This window comes from Pseudoblastomonas marina, assembly GCF_014641655.1.
Taxonomy (GTDB): Bacteria; Pseudomonadota; Alphaproteobacteria; order Sphingomonadales; family Sphingomonadaceae; genus Alteriqipengyuania_A; species Alteriqipengyuania_A marina.
Genome location: NZ_BMID01000001.1, coordinates 1,235,766 through 1,261,881, shown reverse-complemented (window position 1 = coordinate 1,261,881; position 26,116 = coordinate 1,235,766). Strand labels below are relative to the sequence as shown.

Here is a 26,116-nt window from a genome sequence, read left to right as displayed (position 1 = left end):
TTTGAATGGATTGCTTGAAGCCTCGCAATCCCCCCGATAATGCAGCGTTCCACGCTGGAGGGGCCCCTGTGGCGGAATTGGTAGACGCGCTCGACTCAAAATCGAGTTTCCATGTGAAGTGCCAGTTCGAGTCTGGCCAGGGGCACCATACGGCCAAGCTGCGAGCGTCATCGGGTTGACCACCGTCCTTACCATGCCCAGTTTCCACGCGCTCGCCGCGCTGGTGGTGACGATCGCGATGTTCATCGGCTTTGCGCGCGGCAAGATGCCGATCGAGATCATCTCGCTGCTGACCATCGCGGTGATCGCGGTCGGCTTGTATTTCTTCCCGCTTCCGGGCCACCAGCCGACGGACGGGCTCCAGCTCGCGTTTTCGGGGTTCGGCCATTACGCGCTGATCACGATCTGCGCGCTGATGATCCTCGGTCGCGGCCTGGTGGTGACCGGCGCGCTCGATCCCGCAGCGCGCTTTCTCGAACGCGTGTTCCGGATGAACCTGCAACTCGGCCTGCTGGTCTCGTTGGTGATCACCTTCGTGTTGTCGATGTTCGTCAACAATACGCCGGTATTGGTGCTGATGCTGCCGATCTTCGCCGCGCTCGCCTCGCGCGGGGCGCTGCCCAGTTCGAAGACGCTGATCCCGCTCAACGCCGCGTCGCTGCTGGGCGGGGTGTCGACCACGATCGGGACCTCGACCAATATCCTCGTCGTCTCGATCGCCGCCGATCTCGGCATGCGCGAAATCGGGGTGTTCGACTTTACCCCGATCGTCCTGCTCGCGGCGCTGGTGGCGCTGCCCTATGTCTGGCTGGTGATGCCGCGCCTGCTCGGCGACAACCGGACTAAAGACCTCAAGGAAGCCCGTCGTTTCGAGGCACGTCTGCGCATTCGCGAGGAAAGTGAACTCGTCGGCATGGACCTCGAGGAGCTGATCGCGAAATTGCCCAAGGACGTCCGCTTCCACGGAACCAAGGAAGGCAAGCTCAAGGCGCAGCAGCGCCTGCTCGTTACCGGCACGCATGACGGGCTCGAGGACGCGATGCGGATCCTCAAGGGCGAAGCCGCGCCGATCTGGGTGCTCGATCGCATCCGTCGCACGGCCGACGAGACGCGCGAAGACATCCTCGTCGTCGAGATGACGGTGACGGCGGATTCGCGGCTCATCAATCGCACGCTGCCGGGTAGCGGGATTGCCGATCACTACCAGGTCGCGGTGCTCGGGATCCACCATCCGCCGCGCGTGCTCGGGCAGTACGAGGGCGAAGGTCCCGGCGGCGACCATCGCATCACCGAAGGCGATGTGCTGCTCGTCATGGGTCTCGAAGACGATCTGCGCAAATTCTCCAGCAGCGACAGCCTCCTCGTGCTCGAAGGCATGCGCGAAGTCCCGCGCCGTTCGAAGGCGGTGCTCGCAGGCGCGATCATGGGCGGTGCGGTGATCACCGCTGCGATCGGTCTATTCCCGATCGCGATCGCTTCGCTGGCAGGGGCGATCCTGATGTTCGTGACGGGTTGCGTGAAATTCGACCGCGTCGGACGCGCCCTCTCTGCGCAGGTGATAGTGCTGGTCGCCGCCAGCATCGCGCTCGGTCGCGTGATCGATGATAGCGGGGCAGCGGACTGGCTCGGCCAGACCCTTTCCCTCGGACTGGTCCATCTGGCCCCCGCCGCCGTGCTCGCGGCGGTGATGATCTTCGTCACCTTCCTGACCAACTTCGCCTCCAACGCGACTGCCGCCACGGTCGGCACGCCGATCGCCTTCAGCATCGCCAACCAGCTCGGCCTGCCCGCCGAACCGCTGGTCCTCGCCGTGCTGTTCGGCTGCAATCTCTGCTACGCCACCCCGATCGCCTACCAGACGAACATGCTGATCATGTCGGAAGGCAATTACCAGTTCGGCGACTATGTCCGCACCGGGGTGCCGCTGGTGCTGATCATGGTCGTGACGCTCTCGATCGCACTGGTGGTCAGCTACGGCATCTAGCCGCTTTCCTATTCGCGCGCGCTGTGTCAGCTTGGCCGGCAATGGGTGGCTGGCCGGGGCCGAAGATTCCTTCCCCTGGACAGTGTAACACCTGGTCCATGTCTCGATTTGGGGGAACGCCGATGAAACGCCTGATGACTACGCTCGCCGCCGGGGCCGCACTGCTCGCCACGCCGGCCGCGGCCGACGAATTGCGCGACAGCCTGGGCGAAAAGATGCCCGCGCTGATGGAGCTCTACAAGGACCTCCACGCCAATCCCGAGCTCAGCTTCGAGGAGGTGCGCACCGCCGCCAAACTGGCTGAGCTGATGCGCGACGAAGGCTTCGAGGTGACCGAGCAGGTCGGCCGCACCGGCGTCGTTTCGGTGATGCGCAACGGTGACGGGCCGGTCGTGATGCTGCGCGCAGACATGGATGGATTGCCGGTTGTCGAGCAGACCGGGCTGCCGTTCGCCTCGACGCAGACGGCGACCCCCGCGAGCGGCGTCACCACCGGGGTGATGCATGCCTGTGGCCACGACACGCACATGGCCGCCTTCATCGGTGCGGCACGACTGCTCGCCGAGCGGAAGGACGAGTGGTCGGGCACGCTGGTGATGATCCTCCAGCCCGCCGAGGAGCTCGGCCTCGGCGCGCTCGCCATGCTCGAGGACGGGCTCTACACCCGCTTCCCCGAGCCCGACTATGCGATCGCCTTTCACGATGCGGCGCAGTTCCCGGCCGGCATGATCGGCTATTCGCCCGGCTATGCGCTCGCCAATGTCGACAGCGTCGACATCACCGTGCCGGGCATCGGCGGGCACGGTGCCTATCCGCACACCACCAAGGACCCGATCGTGCTCGCCTCGGCGATCGTGATGAAGCTGCAGACGCTGGTCAGCCGCGAGAGCTCGCCGCTCGATCCGGCGGTGATCACCGTCGGCAGCTTCCATGCCGGCGCGAAGCACAACATCATCTCGGACGAGGCCAAGCTGCAGCTGACGGTGCGCAGCTACTCCGACGAATCGCGCAAGCTGCTGCTCGACGGGATCGCCCGGATTGCGCGCGGCGAGGCGATCGCGGCCGGGATGCCCGAAGACAGGATGCCCACGGTGACGGTCGAGGATCCTTATACGCCGAGCACCTACAACTCGCCCGATTACACCGAGACCGTGATGGCGGGCTTTCGCGATCGGTTCGGCGAGGACCGCGTGATGCAGGTGCCCAGCGTGATGGGGGGCGAGGATTTCAGCCAGTTCCTGCGCAATGGCGACGACGACATGAAGTCGCTGATCTTCTGGGTCGGCGGGGTCCCGCAGGACCAGTACGACGCGGCGCAGGAGAGCGGCGAGGGACTGCCCTCGCTGCACAGCCCGTTCTGGGCGCCCGACGCAGAGAAGGTGATCGCTACTGCATCCGAGGCGCTCGCCGCCGAAACGCTGCGGCTGATGGCGAAATAGGGGAAACGGCGACCGCCGGATCGCGCGCTAACGTGATCGGCGGCCGCCTACTCCTCCCCAGGAGATTACGCGATCAGGTGTAGCTCCCGAGCCGGTGGTGCAGCGCCGCGATCTTGCCGAGCTCCTTGGCGTCGTCGGTGGTCCTGGCGTGGCTCGAGAGGGCCTCGCGGATGAGCCGGAAATCGGCGGTGGAGAGCAGTGCCCTTGCACGGGTGGGCTCGCTGTTCGGTTGGGTCAGCGTGGCGGTGGTCATCATGCGGCCTCCTTGTTGAACTGGTCGGCTTCGGTCGATTCGGCGAGCGCGGTGGTCGAGCTGGCTCCGCCCGACAGTGCGGTGGCGACGGCGTCGAAATAGCCGGTCCCGACCTCGCGCTGGTGGCGCGTGGCGGTGTAGCCGTCGGCTTCGCTCGCAAACTCGGCCTGCTGGAGTTCGGAATAAGCCGCCATGCCGCGATCCTTGTAGCCCCGGGCGAGCTCGAACATGCCGTGGTTCAATTGGTGGAACCCGGCGAGGGTGACGAACTGGAACTTGTAGCCCATCGCCCCGAGCTCGCGCTGGAACTTCGCGATCGTGGCCTTGTCGAGATTGGCTTCCCAGTTGAAGCTGGGCGAGCAGTTGTAGGCCATCATCTTGCCCGGATGCGCCTTCTGCACCGCCTCCGCGAAACGCTTCGCCTCGTCGAGATTGGGCTTGCTGGTCTCCCACCAGAGCAGGTCGGCATGCGGTGCGAAGGCGATGCCCCGCTTGATGCAATGGTCGACCCCGGTCCCTTCCCTGAGGCGGAAGAAGCCCTCGGGAGTGCGCTCACCGGTGAGGAATTCATGGTCCCGCTCGTCGACGTCGGAAGTGATGAGCCGCGCGCTCTCGGCATCGGTACGCGCGATCAGAACGGTGGGTACTCCAGCAATATCGGCGGCGAGACGCGCGGCATCGAGGTTGCGGATATGCGCCTGTGTCGGGATCAGCACCTTGCCACCCAAATGGCCGCACTTCTTCTCCGCGGCGAGCTGGTCCTCGAAATGCACGCCTGCCGCGCCTGCGGCAATATAGGCCTTCATGATCTCGAAGCAGTTGAGCGGACCGCCGAACCCGGCCTCGGCATCGGCGACGATCGGGACCAGCCAGTCGCGGCTGACCTCGCCCTCTGCGTGTTCGATCTGGTCGGCGCGGAGCAGCGTGTTGTTGATCTTGCGCGCCAGCTCGGGCCCGGCGTTGGCGGGATAGAGCGACTGGTCGGGATACATTGCGCCGGCGGTGTTGGCGTCGGCCGCAACCTGCCATCCCGACAGGTAGATTGCCTTGAGTCCGGCGCGGACCATTTGCATCGCCTGGTTGCCTGACAGCGCGCCGAGCGCGTTGATGTAGTCCTCGTGCTTGAGAAGCTCCCACAGCTTGAGCGCGCCGCGGCGTGCGAGCGTGTGCTCGATCGGCACCGAACCGCGCAGGCGGGCGACCTCGGCGGCGTCGTAGGGGCGCTCAATCCCGTCGAAGCGATCGGCGGGGGCAGGAATGAGGTCGTCGAATTGCGGCATGGAGGATTCCTTCGGCGGTGAAGTGCTGATCATTGGGTGCCGCGATCCTCCCGGGCCCGCCAGAAAAATTGACAAAATAACTTGTCGCACTTGCCGTTTCAGCGCAGAAAACGCTGTAAGGATGTAAAGAAAGTGACAGGATGGTCGAACAATCATCGGTTCTCGGCGGGGCTGCACTTCGCAGGATCCGCCGCCGCGAGGGGCTGACCCAGGCCGCGATGGCCGACCGGCTCGACATCTCGCCGAGCTATCTCAACCTGCTCGAGCGCAACCGGCGCCCCATCTCGGCACGCCTGATGGTCTCGCTCGCCGAGGCGTTCGATTTCGATCCGCGCGACCTGCGGCAGGAAGAACAGGTCGGCGGGATCGACGGGTTGCGACGGCGGCTCGCCGACGAGCGTTTCGCCGACCTGCAAATCGATCGCGAGGACGTGGTCGAGTGGTTGTCGGCGGCACCGCAGGCTGCCGTTGCATTCGCCCGCTTGTTCGACGCGGGCGCTGCGGGCGGGGGCAGCGCGGATCAATCGCCGGCGATCGAGGTCCGCCGCGAAATCGAGCGCTGGCGCAATCATTTTGCCGATCTCGACCATGCGGCCGAAGCCCTCGCCGACGAGCTGCGGCTGTCGACCAGCGACCTGTTCGCCGCACTTTCGACCCGGCTGCGCGAAAAGCACCAGCTTTCGGTCCGGATCGTACCCGGCGAAGTGATCCCGGGCCTCGTCCGGCGGCTCGATTTCCACGCCCGGCAATTGCAGTTGTCAGAGATGCTGCCCCCGCATTCGCGCACCTTCCAGCTCGCGCTCGAAATGGCCCAGCTCGAGGCGCGCGAATTGCTCGCCTCGCTCTCCGAGGCTGGAGAGTTCTCGTCCGACCAGGCGCGGGCGCTCTATCGTCGCCACCTTGCTGGTTACTATGCCGCCGCCGTGATGATGCCCTATGGGCGTTTCCTGCGGGCGTGCGAGGCGACCCGTTACGATTTCGCGATCCTCGAACGGCGCTTCGGGGTGGGCTTCGAGCAGCTCGCGCACCGCCTCACCACGCTGCAGCGCGTCGGCCAGCGCGGCTTGCCGTTCTTCATGCTCCGGGTCGATCGGGCGGGCCAGTTTTCCAAGCGATATGTCGGCGCGAGCGAGGCTGATTTCCTCGAGGGCGAGGGAAGCTGTCCGCTCTGGCGGTTGCATCATGCCTTCGAAAACGGCGGCAGGCTGGCGACCCAGCATGTAGCGGTCCAACAGGTCGATGGACGCGAAACCCGATGGCTGACTTTCTCCAAGCGGGTCGAGCGCGGCAGTGCGGGGGGCGATCGCCCGGGCGAGTTCGTCGTCGGTCTCGGAATTGCGGCACGATTGGCCGAAAGCCTCGCCGGCGCGCGCGGCCTGGCGCTCGCCGACGAGGGCGCGGAGCGGATCGGCCCAGCCTGCGTTCGCTGCCCGCGCGAGGATTGTCTCCAGCGTTCGCTCCCGCCGCACGGACGAACGCTCCGCTTCGAACGCCACACCGCGCCCACAACCCCGTTTCCGCTCGCCGATTCGCCGGTTTGACCTGCAAACGCGGGAGGGAACCGGGACGCATGCCATCGGTTTCCGACTGACAACATTGGGAGAAGGACAATGACCGAAGAGCGTACCACGAGAGTGCAGGATCCCGATGGCTCGACGCATACGACGACGACCGTCGTTCACGACGAACCGGCGCGAAGCGGCGGTTCGGGATGGCTGATCGCGCTCGTGCTGATCATTGCGGTGATCGCGGCCATCTGGTTCTTCACCCAGCAATCGGGGGCCGAAATCGCCAAGGACAACGCGGTCGCCGGGGCGGCGGAAGCGGTCGAAGGGGCCGCGGAGAGCGTCGACCAGGCGGCAGACAGCGCGCGCGAGCAACTCGACGGCGAATAACGCCGACCTGTCGGCACGCCTTACAGCGTAAAGCTCGCCGACACTGTAAAATTTACCGACATTTCATAATCCCGGGCTATATAGTCCCTCGAAAAGGGGCGGCTTGGGACCATGATCCGCGTATTCAAACACTACGTTTCGCACGCAGTGCTGGTGCTCGGCGCGATCGACGCGCTGCTGCTGGTGCTGTGCGGCGAAGCGGCATGGCGTTTGCGCGCCTATCAGGCGGGGATCCATCCCGGCTTCTTTGCCGATCGTGCGGGGAGCCTGGTGATCTACGCCTTGCTGGCACTGACCACGCTGGCGGCGGTGGGCCTCTATCGCGCCGAGGAACTGCGCTCGCCGCGCTATGCGCTCGCGCGGTTGCTGGTCGGCCTGTCGCTGACGGTATTCGTTATCGGTTTCGTGGGATTCTTCTTCCCCGGAGCGACCTTCTGGCGTTCGACCCTGCTGTCGGCACTGATGCTGTCCGGCGCGGCCTTGCTCGCCTTGCGGATCGTGCTCGACAAGTCGATCGACGTCGAAGGTTTCAAACGGCGCGTCGTCGTGCTCGGTGCGGGCCAGCGCGCGGCGCGACTCAAGGCGCTGTCACTGCGCCCGGAAAGCGGGTTCCGGATCGTCGGTTTTGTCGCGATGACCGAGCAGTCGGCGGTTGCGGAGGCGATTCCGCGGGCCGATATCGACGATCTCTCGCGCCACATCGACCGGCTCGACGGGACCGAGGTTGTCCTCGCGCTCGAGGAGCGACGCAATTCGCTGCCGTTGAAGGACCTGCTCAAGGTCAAGACGGCGGGTGTCTCGGTCAACGAGTTCTCGAGCTTTCTCGAACGCGAGACCGGACGGGTCGATCTCGACACGCTCAATCCGAGCTGGTTGATATTCTCGGACGGGTTCTCCTCCGGTCGCGCGATTTCGAGTGCGGTCAAGCGCGGCTTCGATATTGTCGCGTCGGGGCTCGTGCTTGTCCTGACTGCGCCGATCGTCCTGCTGTTCGCACTGCTGGTCAAACTCGATAGTCGGGGCCCGGCCTTCTATCGCCAGACGAGGGTCGGGCATTACGGCCAGCAATTCGATCTCATCAAGCTACGCTCGATGGGAACCGATGCCGAACGCGGCGGCGCGCAATACGCGCAGGAAAACGATCCGCGCATCACCCGGGTCGGGCGCTTCATCCGCGCCACCCGGATCGACGAGCTGCCGCAATGCTGGAACGTGCTGAAGGGCGATATGAGCTTCGTCGGCCCGCGTCCCGAACGCCCGCAATTCGTTCGCGAGCTTGACGAAGTGCTGCCCTATTATGCCGAGCGCCATATCGTGAAGCCGGGCATCACGGGCTGGGCTCAGGTCAATTATCCCTACGGTGCCTCGATCGAGGATTCGCGGCACAAGCTCGAATACGACCTCTATTATGCGAAGAACTATTCGCTGTTTCTCGACCTGCTGATCGCGCTTCAGACACTGCGGGTGGTCCTGTGGAACGAGGGCTCGCGATGATCGACGTGCCCGCCGCCTTCGCCAACTTGACCTACATTGCCGGGGCTGCGTCCGCCGCGGGGGTTGCGGCGTGGATATATCCTCGCCGTGAGCGCTTCGGCAGGGCCGGGGGGGCAATTGCCGCAGCGCTTCTCATTTCCGCGATCTGGTGCGTGGTGGCGCTCTCGGGCGGCGGCGTGAACATCGCCGGGGCGATCGCCTTCAGCGCGACCTATCTCGCATGGCTGTTCGCGACCTATCGCCTGTTCTCGATCGATGGTCGCGATCAAAGCCTCAAGCCGATCCGTTCGGTCGCGCTGGTGCTCTGCTTCGTCGAGGCGCTCCAGCTGGCGCTGGCGGTCGCGATGCCGAGCCTGCCACTCGAAGGCGAGTCGGCGCGCGTGGTTTTCAGCCTGCTGGTGCTGTTCCGCTTGATGGTCGCGGTCGGTGCGCTGGTACTGGTGCACAACCTTTATGTCGGCGGGGGCGCTTCGGCGCGCAAGCTGCTGCGCTGGCCGGCGAGCGCGCTGGCGCTGATGTGGGTCTACGACCTCAACTTCTTCACCATCGCCTACCTGACCGGCGGCATCCCGGAGACCTTCGCGGCGCTGCGCGGGCTGTTGCCGCTGGCGATGGCGGCGCTGATCGCGCCGGGCGCTGCGGTAACGGGACGTGCACTCAAGCTCGCCCCCTCGCGATCGGTGGCGTTCCAGAGTTTCTCGCTGATGGTGATCGGCGGCTATCTCGTCGCGATGGTCGGGATCGCGCAATGGCTCGCCTATCTCGGCGGCGATTTCGCGCGGACCATCCAGCTCGCCTTCGTGGTCACCGCATCGGTGATCGCGGTCTTGTTCCTGCCCTCCGCCAAGCTGCGCAGCTGGCTCAAGGTCACGCTCACCAAGCACCTGTTCCAGCACCGCTACGACTATCGCGAGGAGTGGCTGCGGTTCACCCGCACGATCGGGCGTGCGGGAGAGGCGACCACGCCGCTGTTCGAACGCGCGGTGCACGCGATCGCCGATATTACAGACAGCCCCGGCGGGATCCTGCTCGTCCCGGGGGAAAACGGCGACCTCCAGCTCGCCGCGCGCTGGAACTGGGCGTCGCTCGACGTGCCGGCATCGGCCATGAGCGCCGAGCAGGCCGATTTCTTCACCCGCGAGGATTTCATCGTCGATCTCGATGCGATGCGCAGCGGCGAATCGCAGGCGCGCGAAAGCGAGTTCGTGCCAGAATGGCTGACCGCGGCCGAACGGGCATGGGCGATGGTTCCGCTGATCCATTACAAGCGCCTGACCGGGATGGTCGTGCTGATGCGGCCGCAATATTCGCGCCAGCTCGACTGGGAGGACTTCGATTTGCTCAAGGTCGCGGGCCGACAACTCGGCAGCTACCTCGCCGAACGCGAAGGTCAGGAGGCGCTGGTCGAATCGCGCCAGTTCGACGAGTTCAATCGCCGCATCGCCTTCGTCATGCACGACATCAAGAACCTCGCCAGCCAGCTGACCCTGCTCGCGCGCAATGCGGAGAAACATGCCGAAAATGCCGAATTCCGGCAGGACATGCTGGTGACGCTGCGCAATTCGGCCGAAAAGCTCAACGGCTTGCTCGCGCGGCTCGGGCGCTACAATGCGGGCGAAGCCGTCGCGCCCGGCGCGGTCGAGATCGGCGAACTGCTCGAACAGATGCGGTCGCGGTTCGCGCCGATCCACCCCATCGAATTGACGATGAAGGACAAGATCGCCGTCCATGCCGACCGGCATGCGCTCGAACAGGTCCTCGCGCACCTGATCCAGAACGCGATCGATGCGACGAGCGACGACACCGCGGTGCTCGTCAACCTGAAGCGCGACAGTGCACACGGTGTGATCGAAATCATCGACTCGGGCACGGGAATGAGCCCCGACTTCGTGCGCGGAGGGCTGTTCAAGCCGTTCGTGTCATCCAAGCCGGGCGGGTTCGGTATCGGTGCCTTCGAAGCACGCGAACTGGTCAAGGCGATGCGCGGACGGCTCGAAGTCGAATCGCGCGAAGGGCTTGGCTCGCGCTTTGTTGTCCTGCTCCCGCTCGCCGAACTTTCCAGACTCTACCACAATCAAGAGCGCAATAGCGCGGAGGCCGCCGAATGAGCGAACCCAAACCCAAACTGCTGATCGTCGAGGACGACGAGGGCCTGCAGGCACAGCTCAAATGGGCCTACGAGGACTTCGAGGTGGTCGCCGCCACCGATCGCGCTTCGGCAATCGCCGCGCTACGGTCCGAAAGCCCGGCTGTGGTAACGCTCGATCTCGGCCTGCCGCCCGATCCAGACGGTACCAGCGAAGGCTTCGCCGTGCTCGACGAAATCATGGCGCTCAAGCCCGACACGAAGGTCGTCGTCGCGAGTGGGCACGGAGCCCGCGAAAGCGCGCTCGAAGCGATCGCCAAGGGTGCCTACGACTTCTACCGCAAGCCGGTCGATATCGAGCAGCTCGGCCTGATCGTGCGCCGCGCACTGCAATTGCACCGGATCGAGGAAGAGAACCGCAAGCTCGCCGCGCGGGCAGGCGACGACAACAAGGTGCTCGGGCGGATGATCACCGCGGCGCCCGAAATGGTGCGCGTTGCCCGGACGATCGAGCGAGTCGCCAACACCGCCGTCTCGGTGATGCTGCTCGGTGCGAGCGGGACGGGCAAGGAACTGCTTGCGCGTGGCCTGCACGATGCCAGCGACCGGGCCGATGGCGAGTTCGTCGCGATCAACTGCGCGGCGATTCCGGAGAACCTGCTCGAAAGCGAGTTGTTCGGGCACGAGAAGGGCGCGTTCACCGGTGCGATTAAGACCACCGAGGGCAAGATCGAGCAGGCCGATGGCGGGACGCTGTTCCTCGACGAGGTCGGCGACATCCCGCTGCCGCTGCAGGTCAAGCTGCTGCGGTTCCTGCAGGAGCGCGTGATCGAGCGCGTCGGTAGCCGCAAGTCGATCCCGGTCGATACGCGAATCGTCTGCGCCACCCACCAGAATCTCGAGGCGATGATCACCGACGGGCGTTTCCGCGAGGATCTCTATTATCGTCTCGCCGAGATCGTGGTGAAGATCCCGTCGCTCGCCGAACGTCCGGGCGATGCCGCGCTGCTCGCCAAGGCATTCCTCGCCAATTACGCGTCCGAGATGAACCCGTCGGTGAAGGGTTTCGCGCCCGATGCCTTGCAGGCGATCGACGAGTGGAACTGGCCCGGCAATGTCCGCGAGCTCGAGAATCGCGTGAAACGCGCGGTGATCATGACCGACGGCAAGCTGGTCGGCGCGGAGGATCTCGATCTCGGAGACGAGGACGACGAGGCCGACGTCCTCAACCTCAAGGCCGCGCGCGAGAAGACCGACCGCAAGGTGATCCGCCGCGCGCTGTCGCGGACCGACGGGAACATCTCGAGCACCGCCAAGCTGCTCGGGATCAGCCGGCCTACGCTGTACGACCTGCTCAAGCAGTATGACCTGCAGACCTGACCGGTCGAGCCGCCGCCGCCTCTCGCTCGGCCTCGCGCTGGCCTTGTGTGCCGGCGGAGCGGCCGTCGCGGCTCCGGCGCAGCTCGATACGGCGCGCGATGCCGTGGCCCGCGGCGACACCGTCGCCGCGGATGTCGCGCTCGACCGGATCGAGGCCCGCGGCGTGCAGCCCGGGACGATCGCGGTATTGCGCGGTGAGAACTGCCTGCTCGAAGGCAATTTGTCGTGTGCCCGGCAATGGCTGGAACCCGGAGAATTCGCCGAGGGAGAAGCGCTGCGCGGTTTCCAGCTGCTCGGGCGGCTCGAACGACGCGCGGGCAACCCGGCGGCCGCGGCGCAGGCCTATGACCGGGCGCTCGCGATCGACAATCGGAATCCCGATCTGTGGGTCGATATTGCGGAGTTCCGCTATACCGGGAGCGAGGAGGCACTGGCCTTTGATGCGCTGGCCTTCGCGCTGAGGCTCGACCCGCGCCATCCACGTGCGCTTGCCCTCCAGGCCCGTCTGGTCCGCCAGCGGGACGGCCTACTGCCCGCGCTCCCATTCTTCGTCGAGGCGATCGATGCCGTGCCGGGCGATCTCGCCCTGCTGCTCGATTATGCGGCGACTCTGGGCGAAACGGGGCAGGCCACGACGTTCCTCGCCGCCTCGCGGTCCGCCGCCGAGCGCGGGGGTGCGAACCGAGCACTGTACCAACAGGCCGTGCTGGCAGCCCGGGCGGGCGATTTCGAGACCGCGCAGACCTTGATCGAGCGGGTGCCGTCGCAGGGCGAAAGCGACGGCGCGGCGGCATTTCGGGCGATCGTCGCGCTCGAAACCGACCGGGTCAGGAACGCGCAGCAGCAGTTCGAACGGCTCTACAACCGCGACCCGGAAGACCGGGTGATCGCACGGCTGTATGCGCGCGCGCTGGTCCGCGGCGATCGCAACAGCGCGATCGTCACGATCTTCGGGGGGAGGGCGGCGAGCGCCAATGCCGATCCCTATCTAAAGACGATCGTGGCGCGCGCCTATGAACGGCTTGGCCGGCGCAGCGAGGCAGCCTCCTTCCTGGATGCTGCGCCGCAGACGACTGCACGCGGGTTCTCGGGGATCGACGCGTTCGGACCCGAGGTCGGGGCCGTCGCCTATCGCGAGGATCCGACGCGATTCGTGGCGGTGCGCGATTACGTCCGTGCTCTGATCGGTACCGACCGGAGCGCGCTTGCCCGGTCGGTCAGCGAGGAGCTGGTTGCGCGCTTTCCCGATACGCGCGATGCGCGGGTCCTGGCGGGCGATGCCGCGCTCGCCGATCGAGACATGCGCGCTGCGCTCGAGCAGTACGAGCGCGCCGCGGCGATCCGCTTCACCGACCGCCTGTTGGTGCGCATCGTCGGCGCGCTGGAAGCCTCTGGCAGGTCCGTCGAAGCGCGCAGGGTCGCGCAGTCCTACCTTGCAAAACGGCCGGGCAATGCGACGGCTTCGCGCATCGTCGCGGCGCAGGCGGCGAATGCCGGCGACTGGGAACTCGCCCGCAGTGTGCTCGACTACCTGCTGCGTAGCTCCGGCTCGCGCGATGTCGTGTTGCTCTCGCTTGCCTCGCAGGCGGCTGCCAATCTGGGCGACGGCGAAAACGCGCTGCGGCTCGCCGAGCAGGCGATGGAATTGCAGCCCAATAACGGGCTGGCTGCTGCGAGCCTTGCTTTCGCGCACGAGCGCAACGGTGCTTCACGCGAAGTGGCACGTCGTCGCGCAGGCCTCAATCCGGATGGCTCGCGATATCCGCGCGCGCTCAATCGCCTGGGGGAAGCGGCGCGCGGCGGTTGACGCGGACCGACCACCAGAAGGAGAGGCCGATCAGCGCCGCCCCGATCAGGCCGGTGATCGTTTCGGGGATGTGCACCAGCGCGCTGAACAGCATGATTCCGCCCAGCGTGATGATGGCCCAGAACGCACCGTGTTCGAGGAACTTGTACTGCGCGAGCGTGCCCTTGCGCACGAGGTGGATCGTCATCGAACGCACGAACATCGCGCCGATCGAGAGGCCGAGCGCGATCACGACCATGTTGTTCGACAGGGCGAAGGCCCCGATCACGCCGTCGAAGCTGAACGAGGCGTCGAGCACGTTGAGGTAGAGGAAGCCACCAAGTCCCGAGCGCACCACTGCGCCCTGCAGGCGTGCGGCCTCCTCCTTCATTTCGAGTACGGCATTGATCCCCTCGACCGCGATGAAGGTGACGAGACCGAGAATGCCCGCGACGGTGAAGGTCAGCGCGTCTTCGGTGGGAAGCTGGGTCGAGATACCCCAGATCACCAGCAGCAGGATCGCGATCTCGATCGCCGGAAGCGCGGCGAATTTGGTGAGGTTGCGCTCCAGTACCGAGATCCAGTGCACTTCCTTGTCCGCGTCGAAGAAGAACTTGAGGCCGACCATGGCGAGGAAGGCTCCGCCGAAGCCGGCGATCCCGATATGCGCGCCGCTGACGATGCGTTCGTATTCGACCGGATCGTTGAGCGAGAGGCGGATGGTTTCCATCGGCCCGAGCCCGGCCGCGATCGCGACGATCGCGAGCGGGAAGACGATCCGCATCCCGAATACCGCAAAGGCGATCCCCCAGGTTAGGAAGCGGCGTTGCCAGACCTCGTCCATGTCCTTGAGTACCGAGGCATTGACCACGGCATTGTCGAAGCTGAGCGAAATCTCGAGCACCGAGAGCACCACGATGATCCACAGCAGTTCGAGCGTGCCGAGGAAGGTGCCGCTGCTTTCCCAGCCGTACCATGTACCGAGCCCGAGACAGGCGAGCGTGAAGATCAGCGAGAAGCCGTAGAAACGAAGTAGGGTCTGCATGGGGGGTTACTTCTTGGGTTGGTAGGTCTGTTCGGGACCGGGGAAACTGCGATCGCGCACGTCCGAAGCGTATTGCGCCGCGGTGTCGGCGATCGTGGTGGCGATGTCGCCGTATTTCTTCACGAAGCGCGGAACGCGTTCGAACATGCCGAGCATGTCGTCGACCACGAGGACCTGGCCGTCGCACTTTGCCGAGGCGCCGATGCCGATCGTGGGGGCGGAGACCTGTTCGGTGATGGCGATCGCGATGGGTTCGACCACGCCCTCGATCACGATCGCGAAGGCACCGGCCTCGTCGAGCGCCTTCGCATCGCCGACGATCTTTTCGGCTTCTGCATCGCTGCGCCCGCGTGCTGCATAGCCGCCGAGCACGTTGACCGCCTGCGGGGTGAGGCCGACATGCCCCATCACCGGAATCCCGCGCTGGTTGAGAAAGGCGACCGTTTCGGCCATCGCTTCGCCGCCTTCGAGCTTGACCGCGGCGGCGCCGCTTTCCTTGAGCAGGCGGCTCGCATTCTCGAACGCCTGCTGCGGAGACTGTTCGTAGCTGCCGAAGGGCATGTCGACGATCACGACCGCGTGATAGCTGCCGCGCACGACGGCGGCGGCGTGGTTGGCCATCATCTCGAGCGTGACCGGGATCGTCGACGGCAGGCCGTAAATCACCTGGCCGAGCGAATCCCCGACCAGCAACATGTCGCAATGCTCGTCGAGCAATTGTGCCTGCCGCGCGGTGTAGGCGGTGAGCATGACGAGTGGCTCTTCGACCTTGCCGTCCTGCTTGTGCGCACGGATCTTCGGCACGGTCAGGCGCTTCATCGGCGCAGGCGTCGGATTGGCGCGTGAGGTCGAGGTGTCGAGCTGGAAAGTGGTGGACATGGCCCCCCTCTAGCAAATTGTGCACTCGACGCGAGGGGGAAGTGCTTGCTAGCAGGTCGGCGAAGGCGGCCGCTGGGGTCGCGGGAGGATTCTGGAATGGTAGCAGCCACCGATATGCACGGCATCGAAAAGCGCGAAGGCTGGTCCTCGCGTTCGGCCTTCATCCTCGCCGCGATCGGCGCGGCCGTCGGGCTCGGCAACATCTGGCGTTTCCCGACGCTGGCGGGCGAAAGCGGTGGCGGGGCCTTCGTCTTGTTTTACATCGGTTGTGTGTTCCTGCTCGGCCTGCCACTGGTGCTGTCCGAAATCTTCATCGGCAAGGCGGGCCAGACCGACGCGGTCGGCTCGATCCGCCACGTCGCCGCGCACTCGCGGGCGAGCAAGAGCTGGGGCCTGTTTGGCGGTCTCGGTGCGCTCGCCGCGTTCCTGATCCTCAGTTTCTATTCGGTCGTCGCCGGGTGGGTGCTGTATTATGTTGGTGTGTTCGCCGCCGATTTCGGCGGTGCGCTGCTCGCGGGCGAACCGTTCCGCGGCGCGCTGGCGGGCGAGGACCACGGCGCGATCCAGCAGCGGCTCGGTGACATGTTTGCCAACGTTCCCCTGCTCCTCGGCATGCATGCCGCCTTCATGGGACTGACCTTCTACATCATCGCGCGCGGTGTCGGCAGCGGTATCGAGAAGGCCGCGACGATCCTGATGCCGATGTTCTTCGCGCTGCTGGTTGGGATCGTGATCTACGGCGCCTTCGTCGGCGATTTCGGCGAAGCGGTAGCATTTCTGTTCACCCCCGACTGGTCGAAGCTGACGCCCGGCGTCATGAACTCCGCGCTGGGTCAGGCGCTGTTCTCCCTTTCGCTCGGTGTGGCCGGCCTGATTACCTATGGTTCGTATATCGGGGGCTCGGACAGGCTTGGTCCGACCGCTGGGATCATTGCCGTCGCCGATACCTCGGTCGCGCTGCTCGCGGGCCTGATGATCTTCCCGATCGTGCTGTCGGTCGGGCTCGATCCCGCCGCGGGGCCGACCCTGGTATTCCAGACGCTGCCCTTCGCGTTCCAGGAAATGCCCGCCGGATCGTTGATCGGTCTGCTGTTCTTCCTCCTCATCCTCGTCGCCGCGGTAACGAGCTCGATCTCGCTCCTCGAAGTGCCGACCGCCTGGGGGATCGGCGAAATGAAGTGGAGCCGGATGAAGTCGGCCACGATCTTCGGCCTCGGCTCGTTCGTGATCGGGATCTTCTGCCTGCTCGGCTACAACGTCTGGGCCGATGTTCGCCCGCTGGGATTCTGGGACATCTTCGCGGAAACCGACATCCTCGACACGGTCGACGGCTTCACCGGCAAGATCATGCTGCCGTTGGGCGCGTTCTTCACCGCGATCTTCGTGGGCTGGAAGGCCGATCGCAGGCTGGTTGCGGAGACGACGGGGCTTTCGCGGTTTTGGCTCGGCGTGTGGCGCTTCCTGATCGCCTGGCTGTGCCCGATCGCGGTGGCGATCATCCTGGTGACGGGGCTGTTCCCCTCTATCCTCGGCCAAGGCTAATTTGCGGGTGGCGCGCAATAGCGATTGCGCGCCACACAAACGACGCTAATTCCGGCGATTGCGGACGATGAGTCGGGTAGGTCCCGGCGGCGCGGTCCGCCTGGGTCTTCCGCCGATGCTGCTGGGAAGGGTCAAGCCGCTCGAGGCAATCCTCGAGACGGCCGAAAAGAAGTCGCTCCATCGTTCGCTCGGTCCCATACAGTTGATGCTGTTCGGCATCGGCTGCATAATCGGGACAGGAATTTTCGTGCTCACCGCTGCGGGTGCGCAAAAGGCCGGCCCTGGCCTCATGCTCGCCTTCGCTATCGCAGGGGTGATCTGCGTGGTCGCGGCGCTCTGCTATGCCGAGATCGCCGCGGCGGTCCCGGTATCGGGCTCCGCCTACACTTACACCTATGCCACGATGGGCGAATTGCTCGCCTGGACCGTGGGCTGGGCGCTGGTGCTCGAATACGCAATTGCGGCCAGCGCCGTTTCGGTGGGGTGGTCCGGCTACTTCGCCGGGTCGATTCTGGGCGAGACGCTGGGCATCCATCTTCCGCCATGGCTATCGGCGGGGCCGCTCGCGCTGGGTGGCGTGGAGGGTGGGTTGATCAACCTGCCTGCGGCACTGATCGCCTTGCTGGTCACCTGGCTCCTGATGATCGGAACGAGCGAAAGCGCGAAGGTCAATGCGGTGCTCGTCGCGATCAAGGTGACGGCGCTGACGATCTTCATCGCACTCACCCTGCCGCAGGTCGATGTCGAACAGTTCAATCCTTTCCTGCCTGCCGGCGTCTTCGGGGGCTTCGGTACCGGTGTGGGCGCGGTCGGCGCCGCGGCGACGATCTTCTTCGCCTATGTCGGATTCGATGCGGTCTCGACCGCGGCCGAGGAAACCCGCGACCCGCAGCGCAACGTCCCGATCGGCCTGGTCGGCTCGCTGCTGTTCTGCACGGTATTCTACATCCTCGTCGCGGCGGGAGCCATCGGGACGATCGGGGGGCAGCCGATCATGGGTCCGGGCGGGATCCCGTTCCCTGCCGGTTCCGAGGAACTGGCGCGGCAGTGCGCGCTGCCGGTCCATGCCGGTGCGCTGGTGTGTTCGGACGAAGCACTTGCACACGTGCTGCGCCAGATCGGTTATTCGGGCATTGGCAATGCACTGGGCTATGCCGCCTTCCTCGCGTTACCCTCGGTCATCCTCGTGCTGCTGTTCGCCCAGACCCGTATCTTCTTCGTGATGAGCCGCGACGGGTTGCTTCCCGAGCGACTCAGCCGCGTGCATCCCAAGTGGAAGACGCCCCACGTGGTCACCGCGCTGACCGGCGCGGTGGTGGCGCTGGGCGCGGCATTCTTCCCGGTCGGGCAACTGGCCGATATCGCCAATGCCGGCACGCTTTATGCCTTCATGATGGTAGCTGTCGCGGTGATGGTGCTGCGGCGGACCGATCCGGCGCGCAAGCGGGCGTTCCGCGTCCCCGCATTGTGGTTGATCGGGCCGGCGACGATACTCGGCTGCCTGTTCCTTTTCTTCAACCTGCCGCGCGAAGCGATGATCGTTCTTCCGGTGTGGTCAGTGATCGGCCTGGTAATCTACTTCGGTTACAGCCGGTCGCGCAGTCACCTCGGACATGGCGTGGTCGAAGTACCCGAGGCGGAACTGGACTCGATCGAGCCGGATGCGCCGGCCATCCACTAGATAGAAGAAGGGCCGCGATCGTCTCGCGGCCCTTTTTGTTTGTCGTTGGGAGGTGGGGCGATCAGATATCGACGTGCTTGACGTGCTCTTCCTCGGCTTCTTCGTGGACGTCCATGCCGAGCGCCATCTTGGCGGTGTTCAGGAGGCCGAGATCGCCGTTCCAGATTTCCGCTTCGCCGAGGTCCATGCGGAGGAACAGCAGATCGGGATCGTCCTTGCCGCCATCGTACCAGGCCTCGACGAAGTTGTTCCAGAACTGGTCGAAGCGTTCCTGGCTGGTTTCCTTGGCTAGCGTGCCGTTGAAGCGCGCGTACATTTCGTGGCCCTTGCCCTGAAAGGTCGCGGTGACCGCGCCGAGCCGGGCGAAATCGCTTTTCGTGTGGGTGAAGAACCAGATCGCACTGTTGGCGTGCTTGTCGAGCTGCGGGCTCATCGGCACCGCACTCGACGAATCGTCTTGGCGCTGGAGGAACAGGAAGGGCGAATCGGCAAGCGCCTTCCAGAATTCTTTCTTCAACTCGTCGGGATTGCCTTCGGCCGTTTTCATGCGGGTCTCCTGTATGTGTTTGGTTTTCCAACGCGCGAGGCGGCGATGCTATCCGAGGCGTGGACGATTTCCTCCGCCCCGGCTTGCTAACGGAACAAAGATAGAACAGAATGGTTGTTCGATTCGCTTCCGCCCGAAACAGAGCCGCAAAACAGAGCAATGCATGCCTTCTTCCGCCACATCGCCCAAACTGACCAACGCCGCCGAACTGCTCGCGCGCGGGGCGGTGCCGTCGGCGCAATGGCGCCCCGGTCTGGGGGAGGCAGCGTGTCATGCCGAAGTTTTCGCCCCCGCGCGCGAGGCGAGCGGCGCGGGGCTGGCGCTCGCCCTGGCGCGCGATGGCTGGCGCGACCTGAATGGCGGCGAACTGGCCGACGTTTCGGACGAGCGCGGCATATTGTGGGTGCAGGATGCCAAGGCCGCGAAGCTCGGCGGGCTGCCCTATCGCGCCGGACTGCCCGAGGATTGGCGGCGGCGGTTGATCCACGTCCTCGCCCCCCGGCCGGTCGATGCACTGTTCGCGCTCGAGGAGGGGGTGCGCTGCCGCGAGCTCGCGTTCGTGATCGGCGAGCTGGCGGGCAATCCGCGCGAGCTCGATTTCACCGCCTCGCGGCGGCTGACGCTGGCGGCCGAGCGGCATGGCGTGCCGCTCTACCTCGTGCGGCTCGATGCCCGGCGCGACCTGTCCGCCGCGCGCATGCGGTGGGAGGTGGCGAGCGCCTCGTCGCCGGCCCCGCGCTGGAACGCCGCTGCGCCCGGGGTGCCCGCCTGGCAGGCGGAGCTGTTCCGCTCGCGCCGCCACCGGCCCGGGCGCTGGGCCCTGCACGATGAGCGCGGCGGGCTCGCCGCCCTGGCTCCCCTCGCGCGCGCCGATGAAGCCAATGCCACGCCGGATCCTCGCGATCTGGCTGCCGGCGCTGGCGATCGATCGCTGGCGGCTCGCCCGGGGATGTGAACGCGGCGAGGGCGCGGACGGCGCGCCGCTCGCACTGGTCGGCGAAACCGCGCACGGTCCCCGCATCGAGGCGCTCAACGCGGCGGCGTTCGAGGCAGGGGCGCGGCCCGGCACCATGCTTGCCGATGCCCGCGCCCTGTGTCCCTCCATCGCGGTCGCCCCGGCCGATCCGGCGGGAGACCTCGATTTCCTCGAACATTTCGCACTGTGGGCGCGCCGCTGGGGACCGTGGAGCGCGATGGATGCGCCCGACGGCGCGTTGGTCGATGTCTCGGGCGTCGCGCACCTGTTCGGCGGCGAAGCACAGCTGCTGGCCGATGTCGCGCGCAAGGTCTCGGCGCGCGGGTTGCTGTCGCGCAGCGCGATCGCGCCCACGGCGGGCGCGGCCTGGGCGCTGGCGCATCATGGCGCGGACGGCAGCATCCTCGCCCCCGATGTCGATGCCGAAGCCCGCCTCGCCAACCTGCCCGCGGCCGCGCTGCGGCTCGATGGCGACGTGCTGGCGATTTTGCGACGGCTCGGGCTCAAGCGGCTCGGCGATCTCACCACCCGCTTCGGCAGTCGCGACGGGCGCGATGCGCTCCACCGGCGCTTCCGCAACCGCAGGTCGCCCGCCGCCAACCCGCTGGTCCGGCTCGACCAACTGCTCGGCAAGGTGCCAGAGCCGCTATTGCCGGTGGTCCCGCAGGAGATGCCGCTGGTCCAGCGCCGCCTCGCCGAACCGATCCGCCACCGTGCGTTGCTCGACCGGGTGCTGGCTGACCTCGCGCTCGACATGGCGCGCGCGCTCGAGGGCAAGGGGGAAGGCGCGCGGCGGCTCGAGCTGGGCATGTGGAAACTCGATGGCGAGGTGCTGGTGCGCACGCTCGAACTCGCCGCCGCCACCCGCGAGGCGGGGCACATCACGCGGCTGTTTTCCGAAAAGCTCGACGATGTCGACGCCGGGTTCGGGATCGAACTGGTGCGGCTGCGTGCGAGCTGGTCGCAACCGCTCGGCCTGTCGCAGGGCGATTTCGAGGCGGCGGCGGAGGAACACGGCACCTCGCTCGCGGCCTGTATCGACCGGCTCAGCGTGCGGCTCGGCGCGCAGGCGGTGCGCCGCCCGGTGCCGCATGCCAGCCACCTGCCCGAACGTGCGCAGCGCTGGCAACCGCCGCTCGAACCGGTGCCGCCCGCGCAGGGCGAGTTGGCCTTCCACCAGCGCCCGCTCAAGATGCTCGAGCAGGCCGAGCGGATTTCCGTGCTCTACGCCACGCCCGATGGCTATCCCAAGACGTTCCGGTGGCGCGGGCAGCGCCACGATGTCGTGCGGGTCGAGGGGCCCGAGCGGATCGCGCCCGAATGGTGGCGCGAGCGTTCGACGGTGCGATTGCGCGATTACTACCGGATCGAGGATGGCGAGGGGCGCCGCTACTGGATCTATCGCCACGGCATTGCGGGCGACGGGCGCGGCGGCGCCCCCGACTGGTACCTGCAGGGCCTGTGCGCCTAGCCCTGGCGGGCCGCGCGGAACATCAGCGTCACAACCAGCCAGCCCGCCGCGAACACCAGTACCGGCCCCCAATCGGGCTGCGAGGTGAATTCGGCCGCGAAGCCCGTGGCCAGCACGACGAGTGCTTGGAAACCGGCGATCGCCATCATTTTGCCTGCCTGCGCGCGAACGACGAACGCCGCGAGGACCCCCGCCAGCGCCATGACGTTGAACGTCGTGTTGATATCGAGCGACTCGTTGTCGATGATGCCGACCGCGCCATTGACCCAGAAGGTCAGGAAGGTGCCGCCGATGAAGCCGAGCATCGCCGCGCGATAGGACCAGTCCCGGCTCTTGCGGACGGTGAACTCGAGCGCGACGCCGACCGCGACGAACAGGATGCCGGCGAATATGAAGTCCTCGCTGCCCCAGTTCACTTCGTCGGTCAGTTGCATGGCGAGCGCGGGCAGGGCGAGCAGCAGCGCCGCACCGCCCCAGTAGATGATGCGCCACAGCCGGCCGGCCAGCGGATCGCGGTTGACGGTATCGTTCATGGTCTTGCCTTTCCTTGTGTAACCGGAGCAACTGATCGGGAAACCCGCGATGAAAGGCATGAGCGATCGCTGAGGAAACCGTGAAATCGACCGCCGGACCGCTGCAATTCGACCGTTTCACACTGATTCCGGCGCAGCGGCGATTGCTCGATGATGGCGAACCGGTCGCGCTGAGCGGGCGCTACCTCGATGCGCTCGTCCTGCTCGCCAGCGAACCGCAGGCGGTGATCACCAAGGAGCGGTTGCACGAGGAGGTCTGGCGCGGCGTCCCGGTGACCGACGAGGCGATCACCCAGTGCATCCGGGCGCTGCGCAAGGCGCTCGGCGACGATGCGACCTCGCCCAGTTTCATCGAGACCGTGCCCAAGCACGGCTATCGTTTCATCGCAGCGCCGGGAACGGCGGCAGACACGCCGCCTCCAGCTACTCCGGCCCAAGGGAATAGCGCGACGGCGCGGGCCGGGGCCATGGTGCTGGGCGGGGCGGCCGCAGGAGCGTGCGTCGGGCTGGTCTACGGGTTCGCGGCGGCGCAAAGCGCGGGTTCGTCACTGTCGCTGTTGCTGGTGATGATCTGCGTCGCCGCGCTGGCGGCGGGTGTCTCTGCGCTCGGAATCGCACTGGGGATCGTGCTGATCGGCGGACGCGAGCATGAGCCGTGGCGCACCATGTTCGGCGGAGCGCTGGGCGGGTTGCTGACAGGTGCGCTCGCAAACCTGCTGGGTCGGGATGCCTTCGGTCTTTTGTTCGGCTCCAGCCCGGTCGCGATGACCGGCGCGGTCGAAGGTCTCGTGCTGGGCTTGGCCTGCGGCGTGAGCGTTGCGCTGCTCGATCTGCGTGGTCATCGGATGGCGCTTGGCATGGCGGCGGTACTGGGCGCGGCGACGGGGGCGTTGCTCATCCTGCTTGATGGAACGCTTTTCGGCGGGAGCCTCGCCTCGCTGGCGCAGAGCTTTCCCGGTTCGGCGCTCGCGTTGCCGTGGGGTGGCCAGTCCGGCGGTGGTGCCTTGGCGGTCGGTTTCGGGGCGATGGAGGGATGTCTGTTCGTCGCTGGTATTGTGGCTGCTGTCGGTTGGGTCGGTCGCCGCTGAAAACATCATTGCGACGAAACGAGCGGGATTCCGATCGCTGGGACTAGGCAAACCCGACAATGGAACATATAGAGAACATGTGGCGCAGAAATCTCTTATCGACCGGCTCGCGATTCTCGCCGATGCGGCGAAATACGATGCCTCCTGCGCGTCGTCGGGCACGGCGAAGAAGAACAGTTTGGGCGGCAAAGGCATCGGCTCGACCGAGGGGATGGGCATCTGCCACGCCTATGCGCCCGACGGCCGCTGCATCTCGCTATTGAAGGTGCTGCTGACCAATCACTGCATCTTCGACTGCCATTACTGCATCAACCGTAAGAGCTCGAATGTCGAGCGCGCGCGCTTCACCCCGCAGGAAATCGCCGACCTCACGCTGAGCTTCTACCGGCGCAATTATATCGAGGGACTGTTCCTGTCCTCGGGCATCGTGAAGAGCTCGAACCACACGATGGAGCAGCTGGTCGAGTGTGCGCGGATCCTGCGCCAGGAATACGATTTCCGCGGCTACATCCATCTGAAGACGATCCCCGAGGCCGATCCCGAGCTGGTCCACCAGGCGGGCCTCCACGCCGATCGCGTCTCGATCAATGTTGAGCTGCCGACCGATAGCGGGCTTACCCGGCTCGCGCCCGACAAGGATGCGCGCCAGATCGAGGGCGCGATGGGCGGGATGAAGATGGCGATCCGCCAGGCCAAGGACGAGACGAAGCGTTTCCGCCATGCGCCGCGTTTCGCCCCGGCGGGCCAGTCGACCCAGATGATCGTCGGCGCGGATGCCGCGAGTGATGCCGATATCGTGGGCAAGGCGAGCCGCCTCTACGACACTTTCCGCCTGCGTCGGGTCTATTACAGCGCCTTCTCGCCGATCCCCGATGCGAGCGCGGTGCTGCCGTTGAAACGTCCGCCGCTGATACGCGAGCACCGGCTCTACCAGTCCGACTGGCTGATGCGGTTCTACGGCTACGCGCCCGGCGAGGTGATGCAGGCGACCGAGGCGGACGGGAACCTGCCGCTCGATATCGATCCCAAGCTCGCCTGGGCGCTGAAATTCCGCGAGCGGTTCCCGGTCGACGTCAATCGTGCGACCCGCGAGGAGCTGCTCCGTGTGCCTGGTCTCGGGGTGAAGGCTGTGGGCCAGATTATCGCCTCGCGCCGCCATCGCACGCTGCGATTGGATGACGTCGCACGGCTGACCGTGTCGATCACCAAGGTCCGCCCCTTCATCTGCGCGCTCGACTGGCGCCCCGTCATGCTGACCGACCGCGCCGATTTGCGCGCGCTGCTGGCGCCGAAGCGGGAGCAGTTGGAGCTGTTCGCGGCATGACCGCGATGCAGCACGTCAAGCTGGGCGCCTATTACGTGGTGCATCTGATCGAGCCCGACGATTTCGATTTCTGGCGTGAACGCGCGCGGGCGCTGGTCCGGTGCGATGTGCCACCCGACCGGATCGCCTGGGTCGAACCGGGTGGCAGCGGGGATCTCTTTGCCCATGGTGAGCGCCGGATGCCGATCCCGGACGACGACGCGCCGCCGGTGCGCGCGAGCAAGCGCTTCGTGAAGCTGGCGAAGAACGCGATCCTCCATTCCGATCCCGAACGCTTCGCGCTGCTCTATCGCCTGCTGTGGCGGTTGCAGGCCAATCCCCGCGCGATGGAGGACAAGGCCGATCCGGACGTGCGGCGGATCGAGGAGCTCGACAAGAACGTCCGCCGCGACAGCCACAAGATGCACGCCTTCGTGCGTTTCCGCCTCGTCGAAAACGAGGAGGATGACGAAGAGCACTACGTCGCGTGGTTCGAGCCCGAGCATCATATCCTGCGCGCCAATGCGGGCTTCTTCGTGCGTCGCTTGGCCAACATGAAATGGTCGATCCTGACCCCGCAGGGCTCACTGCACTGGGATGGCGAGGCGCTGGCCGAGGGTCCGCCCGCGCAGCGCGGCGATGCGCCCAGCGGCGATCCGACCGAGGATCTGTGGCGCAAGTACTATGCCTCGATCTTCAACCCCGCGCGGCTCAAAGTGGGCGCGATGCTCAAGGAGATGCCGCGCAAATACTGGAAGAACATGCCCGAGGCCGCGCTCATTCCCGAACTGGTCGCGGGTGCGCAGAACCGCGAATCGCAGATGGTCGCAGCGGGCGCGCTCGAGTTCGAGCAACGCCCCGATACGCTCGCGGCGATCGACACCGCCATCCATGCCTGTCGCAAATGCCCGATCGGCGCGCTCGAGAACGAGGCGGTGATGGGCGAGGGGTCGCGGGACGCGTCTCTGATGATCGTCGGCGAACAACCGGGCGACCAGGAAGACCGGGCGGGCCGTCCCTTCGTGGGGCCGGCGGGGCAATTGCTCGACGTCCATCTCGAACAGGCCGGGATCGATCGTCGCCGCGCCTATGTCACCAACACGGTCAAGCACTTCAAATATGTCCAGCGCGGCAAGCGGCGCCTGCACCAGAACCCGGGGGCGAAGGAGATCGACACCTGTCGCTGGTGGATCGAGGCCGAGCGCGCGATCGTGAAGCCCAAGCTGGTACTCGCCATGGGCGCGAGCGCGGCGCGGGGCATGCTCGGCAAGACGGTGAGCATTTCGCGGGCGCGCGGCGAACCGATCCTGCTCGAGGACGGGAGCGAGCTGTGGATCACCGCGCATCCGTCCTACCTGCTCCGCCTCGAGGGCACAGCGCGCGAGGAACAGGCGCGGTTGTTCGATGCCGATCTCGTCGCGGTCGCCGAACGCCTGGCGGAACTGGAGGCGTGA

General features: G+C 66.1%; 21 protein-coding genes and 1 tRNA gene. 16 read left to right on the top strand and 6 right to left on the bottom strand.

What is annotated here, in order from left to right; translation table 11 throughout:
• Positions 1-62: 62 nt before the first annotated feature.
• The 3 genes from IEW49_RS06095 (at position 63) to IEW49_RS06085 (ending at position 3,423) form a co-directional block, all read left to right on the top strand.
• Positions 63-148: transfer RNA gene (locus tag IEW49_RS06095), tRNA-Leu, on the top strand.
• Positions 149-193: 45 nt separating this feature from the next.
• Positions 194-1,984, top strand: a complete 1,791-nt coding sequence (locus IEW49_RS06090; RefSeq protein ID WP_188641842.1) for an SLC13 family permease — start codon at positions 194-196, stop codon at positions 1,982-1,984.
• A 122-nt stretch (positions 1,985-2,106) separates the two neighbouring features.
• Positions 2,107-3,423, top strand: coding sequence for an amidohydrolase (locus tag IEW49_RS06085; protein WP_188641841.1), 1,317 nt, complete (start codon positions 2,107-2,109; stop codon positions 3,421-3,423).
• A 73-nt stretch (positions 3,424-3,496) separates the two neighbouring features.
• Here IEW49_RS06085 and IEW49_RS06080 read toward each other — a convergent pair whose 3' ends face one another.
• Both IEW49_RS06080 and aceA read right to left on the bottom strand, forming a co-directional pair.
• A complete protein-coding gene (locus IEW49_RS06080; protein ID WP_229658104.1) occupies positions 3,497-3,679 on the bottom strand; it encodes a hypothetical protein in 183 nt (60 codons plus the stop codon).
• The gene (gene aceA, locus IEW49_RS06075; protein ID WP_188641840.1) at positions 3,676-4,956 is read right to left on the bottom strand and encodes an isocitrate lyase; all 1,281 of its coding nucleotides are present in this window, start codon (positions 4,954-4,956) and stop codon (positions 3,676-3,678) included. The genes IEW49_RS06080 and aceA overlap by 4 nt, the downstream gene beginning before the upstream one ends.
• Before the next feature lie 140 nt (positions 4,957-5,096).
• Here aceA and IEW49_RS06070 point away from each other — a divergent pair, with 140 nt between their 5' ends.
• From IEW49_RS06070 to IEW49_RS06045, 6 genes are all read left to right on the top strand, one after another.
• Positions 5,097-6,497, top strand: coding sequence for a helix-turn-helix domain-containing protein (locus tag IEW49_RS06070; protein WP_188641839.1), 1,401 nt, complete (start codon positions 5,097-5,099; stop codon positions 6,495-6,497).
• A gap of 69 nt (positions 6,498-6,566) precedes the next feature.
• Positions 6,567-6,851, top strand: coding sequence for a hypothetical protein (locus IEW49_RS06065; protein WP_188641838.1), 285 nt, complete (start codon positions 6,567-6,569; stop codon positions 6,849-6,851).
• A 111-nt stretch (positions 6,852-6,962) separates the two neighbouring features.
• On the top strand, positions 6,963-8,345 hold the full coding sequence (locus IEW49_RS06060; RefSeq protein ID WP_188641837.1) for a TIGR03013 family XrtA/PEP-CTERM system glycosyltransferase: 1,383 nt from the start codon (positions 6,963-6,965) through the stop codon (positions 8,343-8,345).
• A complete protein-coding gene (gene prsK / locus IEW49_RS06055) occupies positions 8,324-10,453 on the top strand; it encodes an XrtA/PEP-CTERM system histidine kinase PrsK (RefSeq protein WP_229658103.1) in 2,130 nt (709 codons plus the stop codon). The genes IEW49_RS06060 and prsK overlap by 22 nt, the downstream gene beginning before the upstream one ends.
• Positions 10,450-11,811: a PEP-CTERM-box response regulator transcription factor gene (prsR, locus tag IEW49_RS06050; protein ID WP_188641836.1), complete on the top strand. Its 1,362-nt coding sequence runs from the start codon at positions 10,450-10,452 to the stop codon at positions 11,809-11,811. The genes prsK and prsR overlap by 4 nt, the downstream gene beginning before the upstream one ends.
• Positions 11,795-13,618: a tetratricopeptide repeat protein gene (locus IEW49_RS06045; protein ID WP_188641835.1), complete on the top strand. Its 1,824-nt coding sequence runs from the start codon at positions 11,795-11,797 to the stop codon at positions 13,616-13,618. The genes prsR and IEW49_RS06045 overlap by 17 nt, the downstream gene beginning before the upstream one ends.
• On the opposite strand, the gene IEW49_RS06040 is transcribed toward IEW49_RS06045, so the two are convergent.
• Both IEW49_RS06040 and panB read right to left on the bottom strand, forming a co-directional pair.
• Positions 13,584-14,642, bottom strand: a complete 1,059-nt coding sequence (locus tag IEW49_RS06040) for a DUF475 domain-containing protein (RefSeq protein ID WP_188641834.1) — start codon at positions 14,640-14,642, stop codon at positions 13,584-13,586. The genes IEW49_RS06045 and IEW49_RS06040 overlap by 35 nt on opposite strands.
• Before the next feature lie 6 nt (positions 14,643-14,648).
• Positions 14,649-15,521 carry a 3-methyl-2-oxobutanoate hydroxymethyltransferase gene (gene panB, locus IEW49_RS06035; RefSeq protein ID WP_188641833.1) on the bottom strand — a complete coding sequence of 291 codons (873 nt, stop codon included), beginning with the start codon at positions 15,519-15,521 and terminating at the stop codon, positions 14,649-14,651.
• A gap of 96 nt (positions 15,522-15,617) precedes the next feature.
• On the opposite strand from panB, the gene IEW49_RS06030 reads away from it, so the two are divergent.
• Together IEW49_RS06030 and IEW49_RS06025 are read left to right on the top strand one after the other, a co-directional pair.
• Positions 15,618-17,063, top strand: a complete 1,446-nt coding sequence (locus IEW49_RS06030; protein WP_229658102.1) for a sodium-dependent transporter — start codon at positions 15,618-15,620, stop codon at positions 17,061-17,063.
• A 115-nt stretch (positions 17,064-17,178) separates the two neighbouring features.
• On the top strand, positions 17,179-18,744 hold the full coding sequence (locus IEW49_RS06025) for an amino acid permease (RefSeq protein ID WP_188643111.1): 1,566 nt from the start codon (positions 17,179-17,181) through the stop codon (positions 18,742-18,744).
• A 61-nt stretch (positions 18,745-18,805) separates the two neighbouring features.
• On the opposite strand, the gene IEW49_RS06020 is transcribed toward IEW49_RS06025, so the two are convergent.
• On the bottom strand, positions 18,806-19,291 hold the full coding sequence (locus IEW49_RS06020) for a pyridoxamine 5'-phosphate oxidase family protein (protein WP_188641832.1): 486 nt from the start codon (positions 19,289-19,291) through the stop codon (positions 18,806-18,808).
• Between the two features lie 163 nt (positions 19,292-19,454).
• Here IEW49_RS06020 and IEW49_RS06015 point away from each other — a divergent pair, with 163 nt between their 5' ends.
• The gene (locus IEW49_RS06015) at positions 19,455-20,246 is read left to right on the top strand and encodes a hypothetical protein (RefSeq protein WP_229658101.1); all 792 of its coding nucleotides are present in this window, start codon (positions 19,455-19,457) and stop codon (positions 20,244-20,246) included.
• Positions 20,173-21,738 (top strand): DUF6504 family protein, encoded by a 1,566-nt coding sequence (locus IEW49_RS06010; RefSeq protein ID WP_188641831.1) that lies wholly within the window; start codon positions 20,173-20,175, stop codon positions 21,736-21,738. Before IEW49_RS06015 ends, IEW49_RS06010 begins: the two co-directional genes overlap by 74 nt.
• On the opposite strand, the gene IEW49_RS06005 is transcribed toward IEW49_RS06010, so the two are convergent.
• On the bottom strand, positions 21,735-22,271 hold the full coding sequence (locus IEW49_RS06005) for a hypothetical protein (protein ID WP_188641830.1): 537 nt from the start codon (positions 22,269-22,271) through the stop codon (positions 21,735-21,737). The two genes, IEW49_RS06010 and IEW49_RS06005, sit on opposite strands and share 4 nt — an antisense overlap.
• An 80-nt stretch (positions 22,272-22,351) precedes the next feature.
• On the opposite strand from IEW49_RS06005, the gene IEW49_RS06000 reads away from it, so the two are divergent.
• The 3 genes from IEW49_RS06000 (at position 22,352) to IEW49_RS05990 (ending at position 26,116) form a co-directional block, all read left to right on the top strand.
• The gene (locus tag IEW49_RS06000) at positions 22,352-23,359 is read left to right on the top strand and encodes a winged helix-turn-helix domain-containing protein (RefSeq protein WP_188641829.1); all 1,008 of its coding nucleotides are present in this window, start codon (positions 22,352-22,354) and stop codon (positions 23,357-23,359) included.
• Between the two features lie 79 nt (positions 23,360-23,438).
• Entirely contained in the window at positions 23,439-24,683 is a 1,245-nt protein-coding gene (locus tag IEW49_RS05995; protein WP_188641828.1) for a putative DNA modification/repair radical SAM protein, read from the top strand.
• Positions 24,680-26,116, top strand: a complete 1,437-nt coding sequence (locus IEW49_RS05990) for a UdgX family uracil-DNA binding protein (protein WP_188641827.1) — start codon at positions 24,680-24,682, stop codon at positions 26,114-26,116. The genes IEW49_RS05995 and IEW49_RS05990 overlap by 4 nt, the downstream gene beginning before the upstream one ends.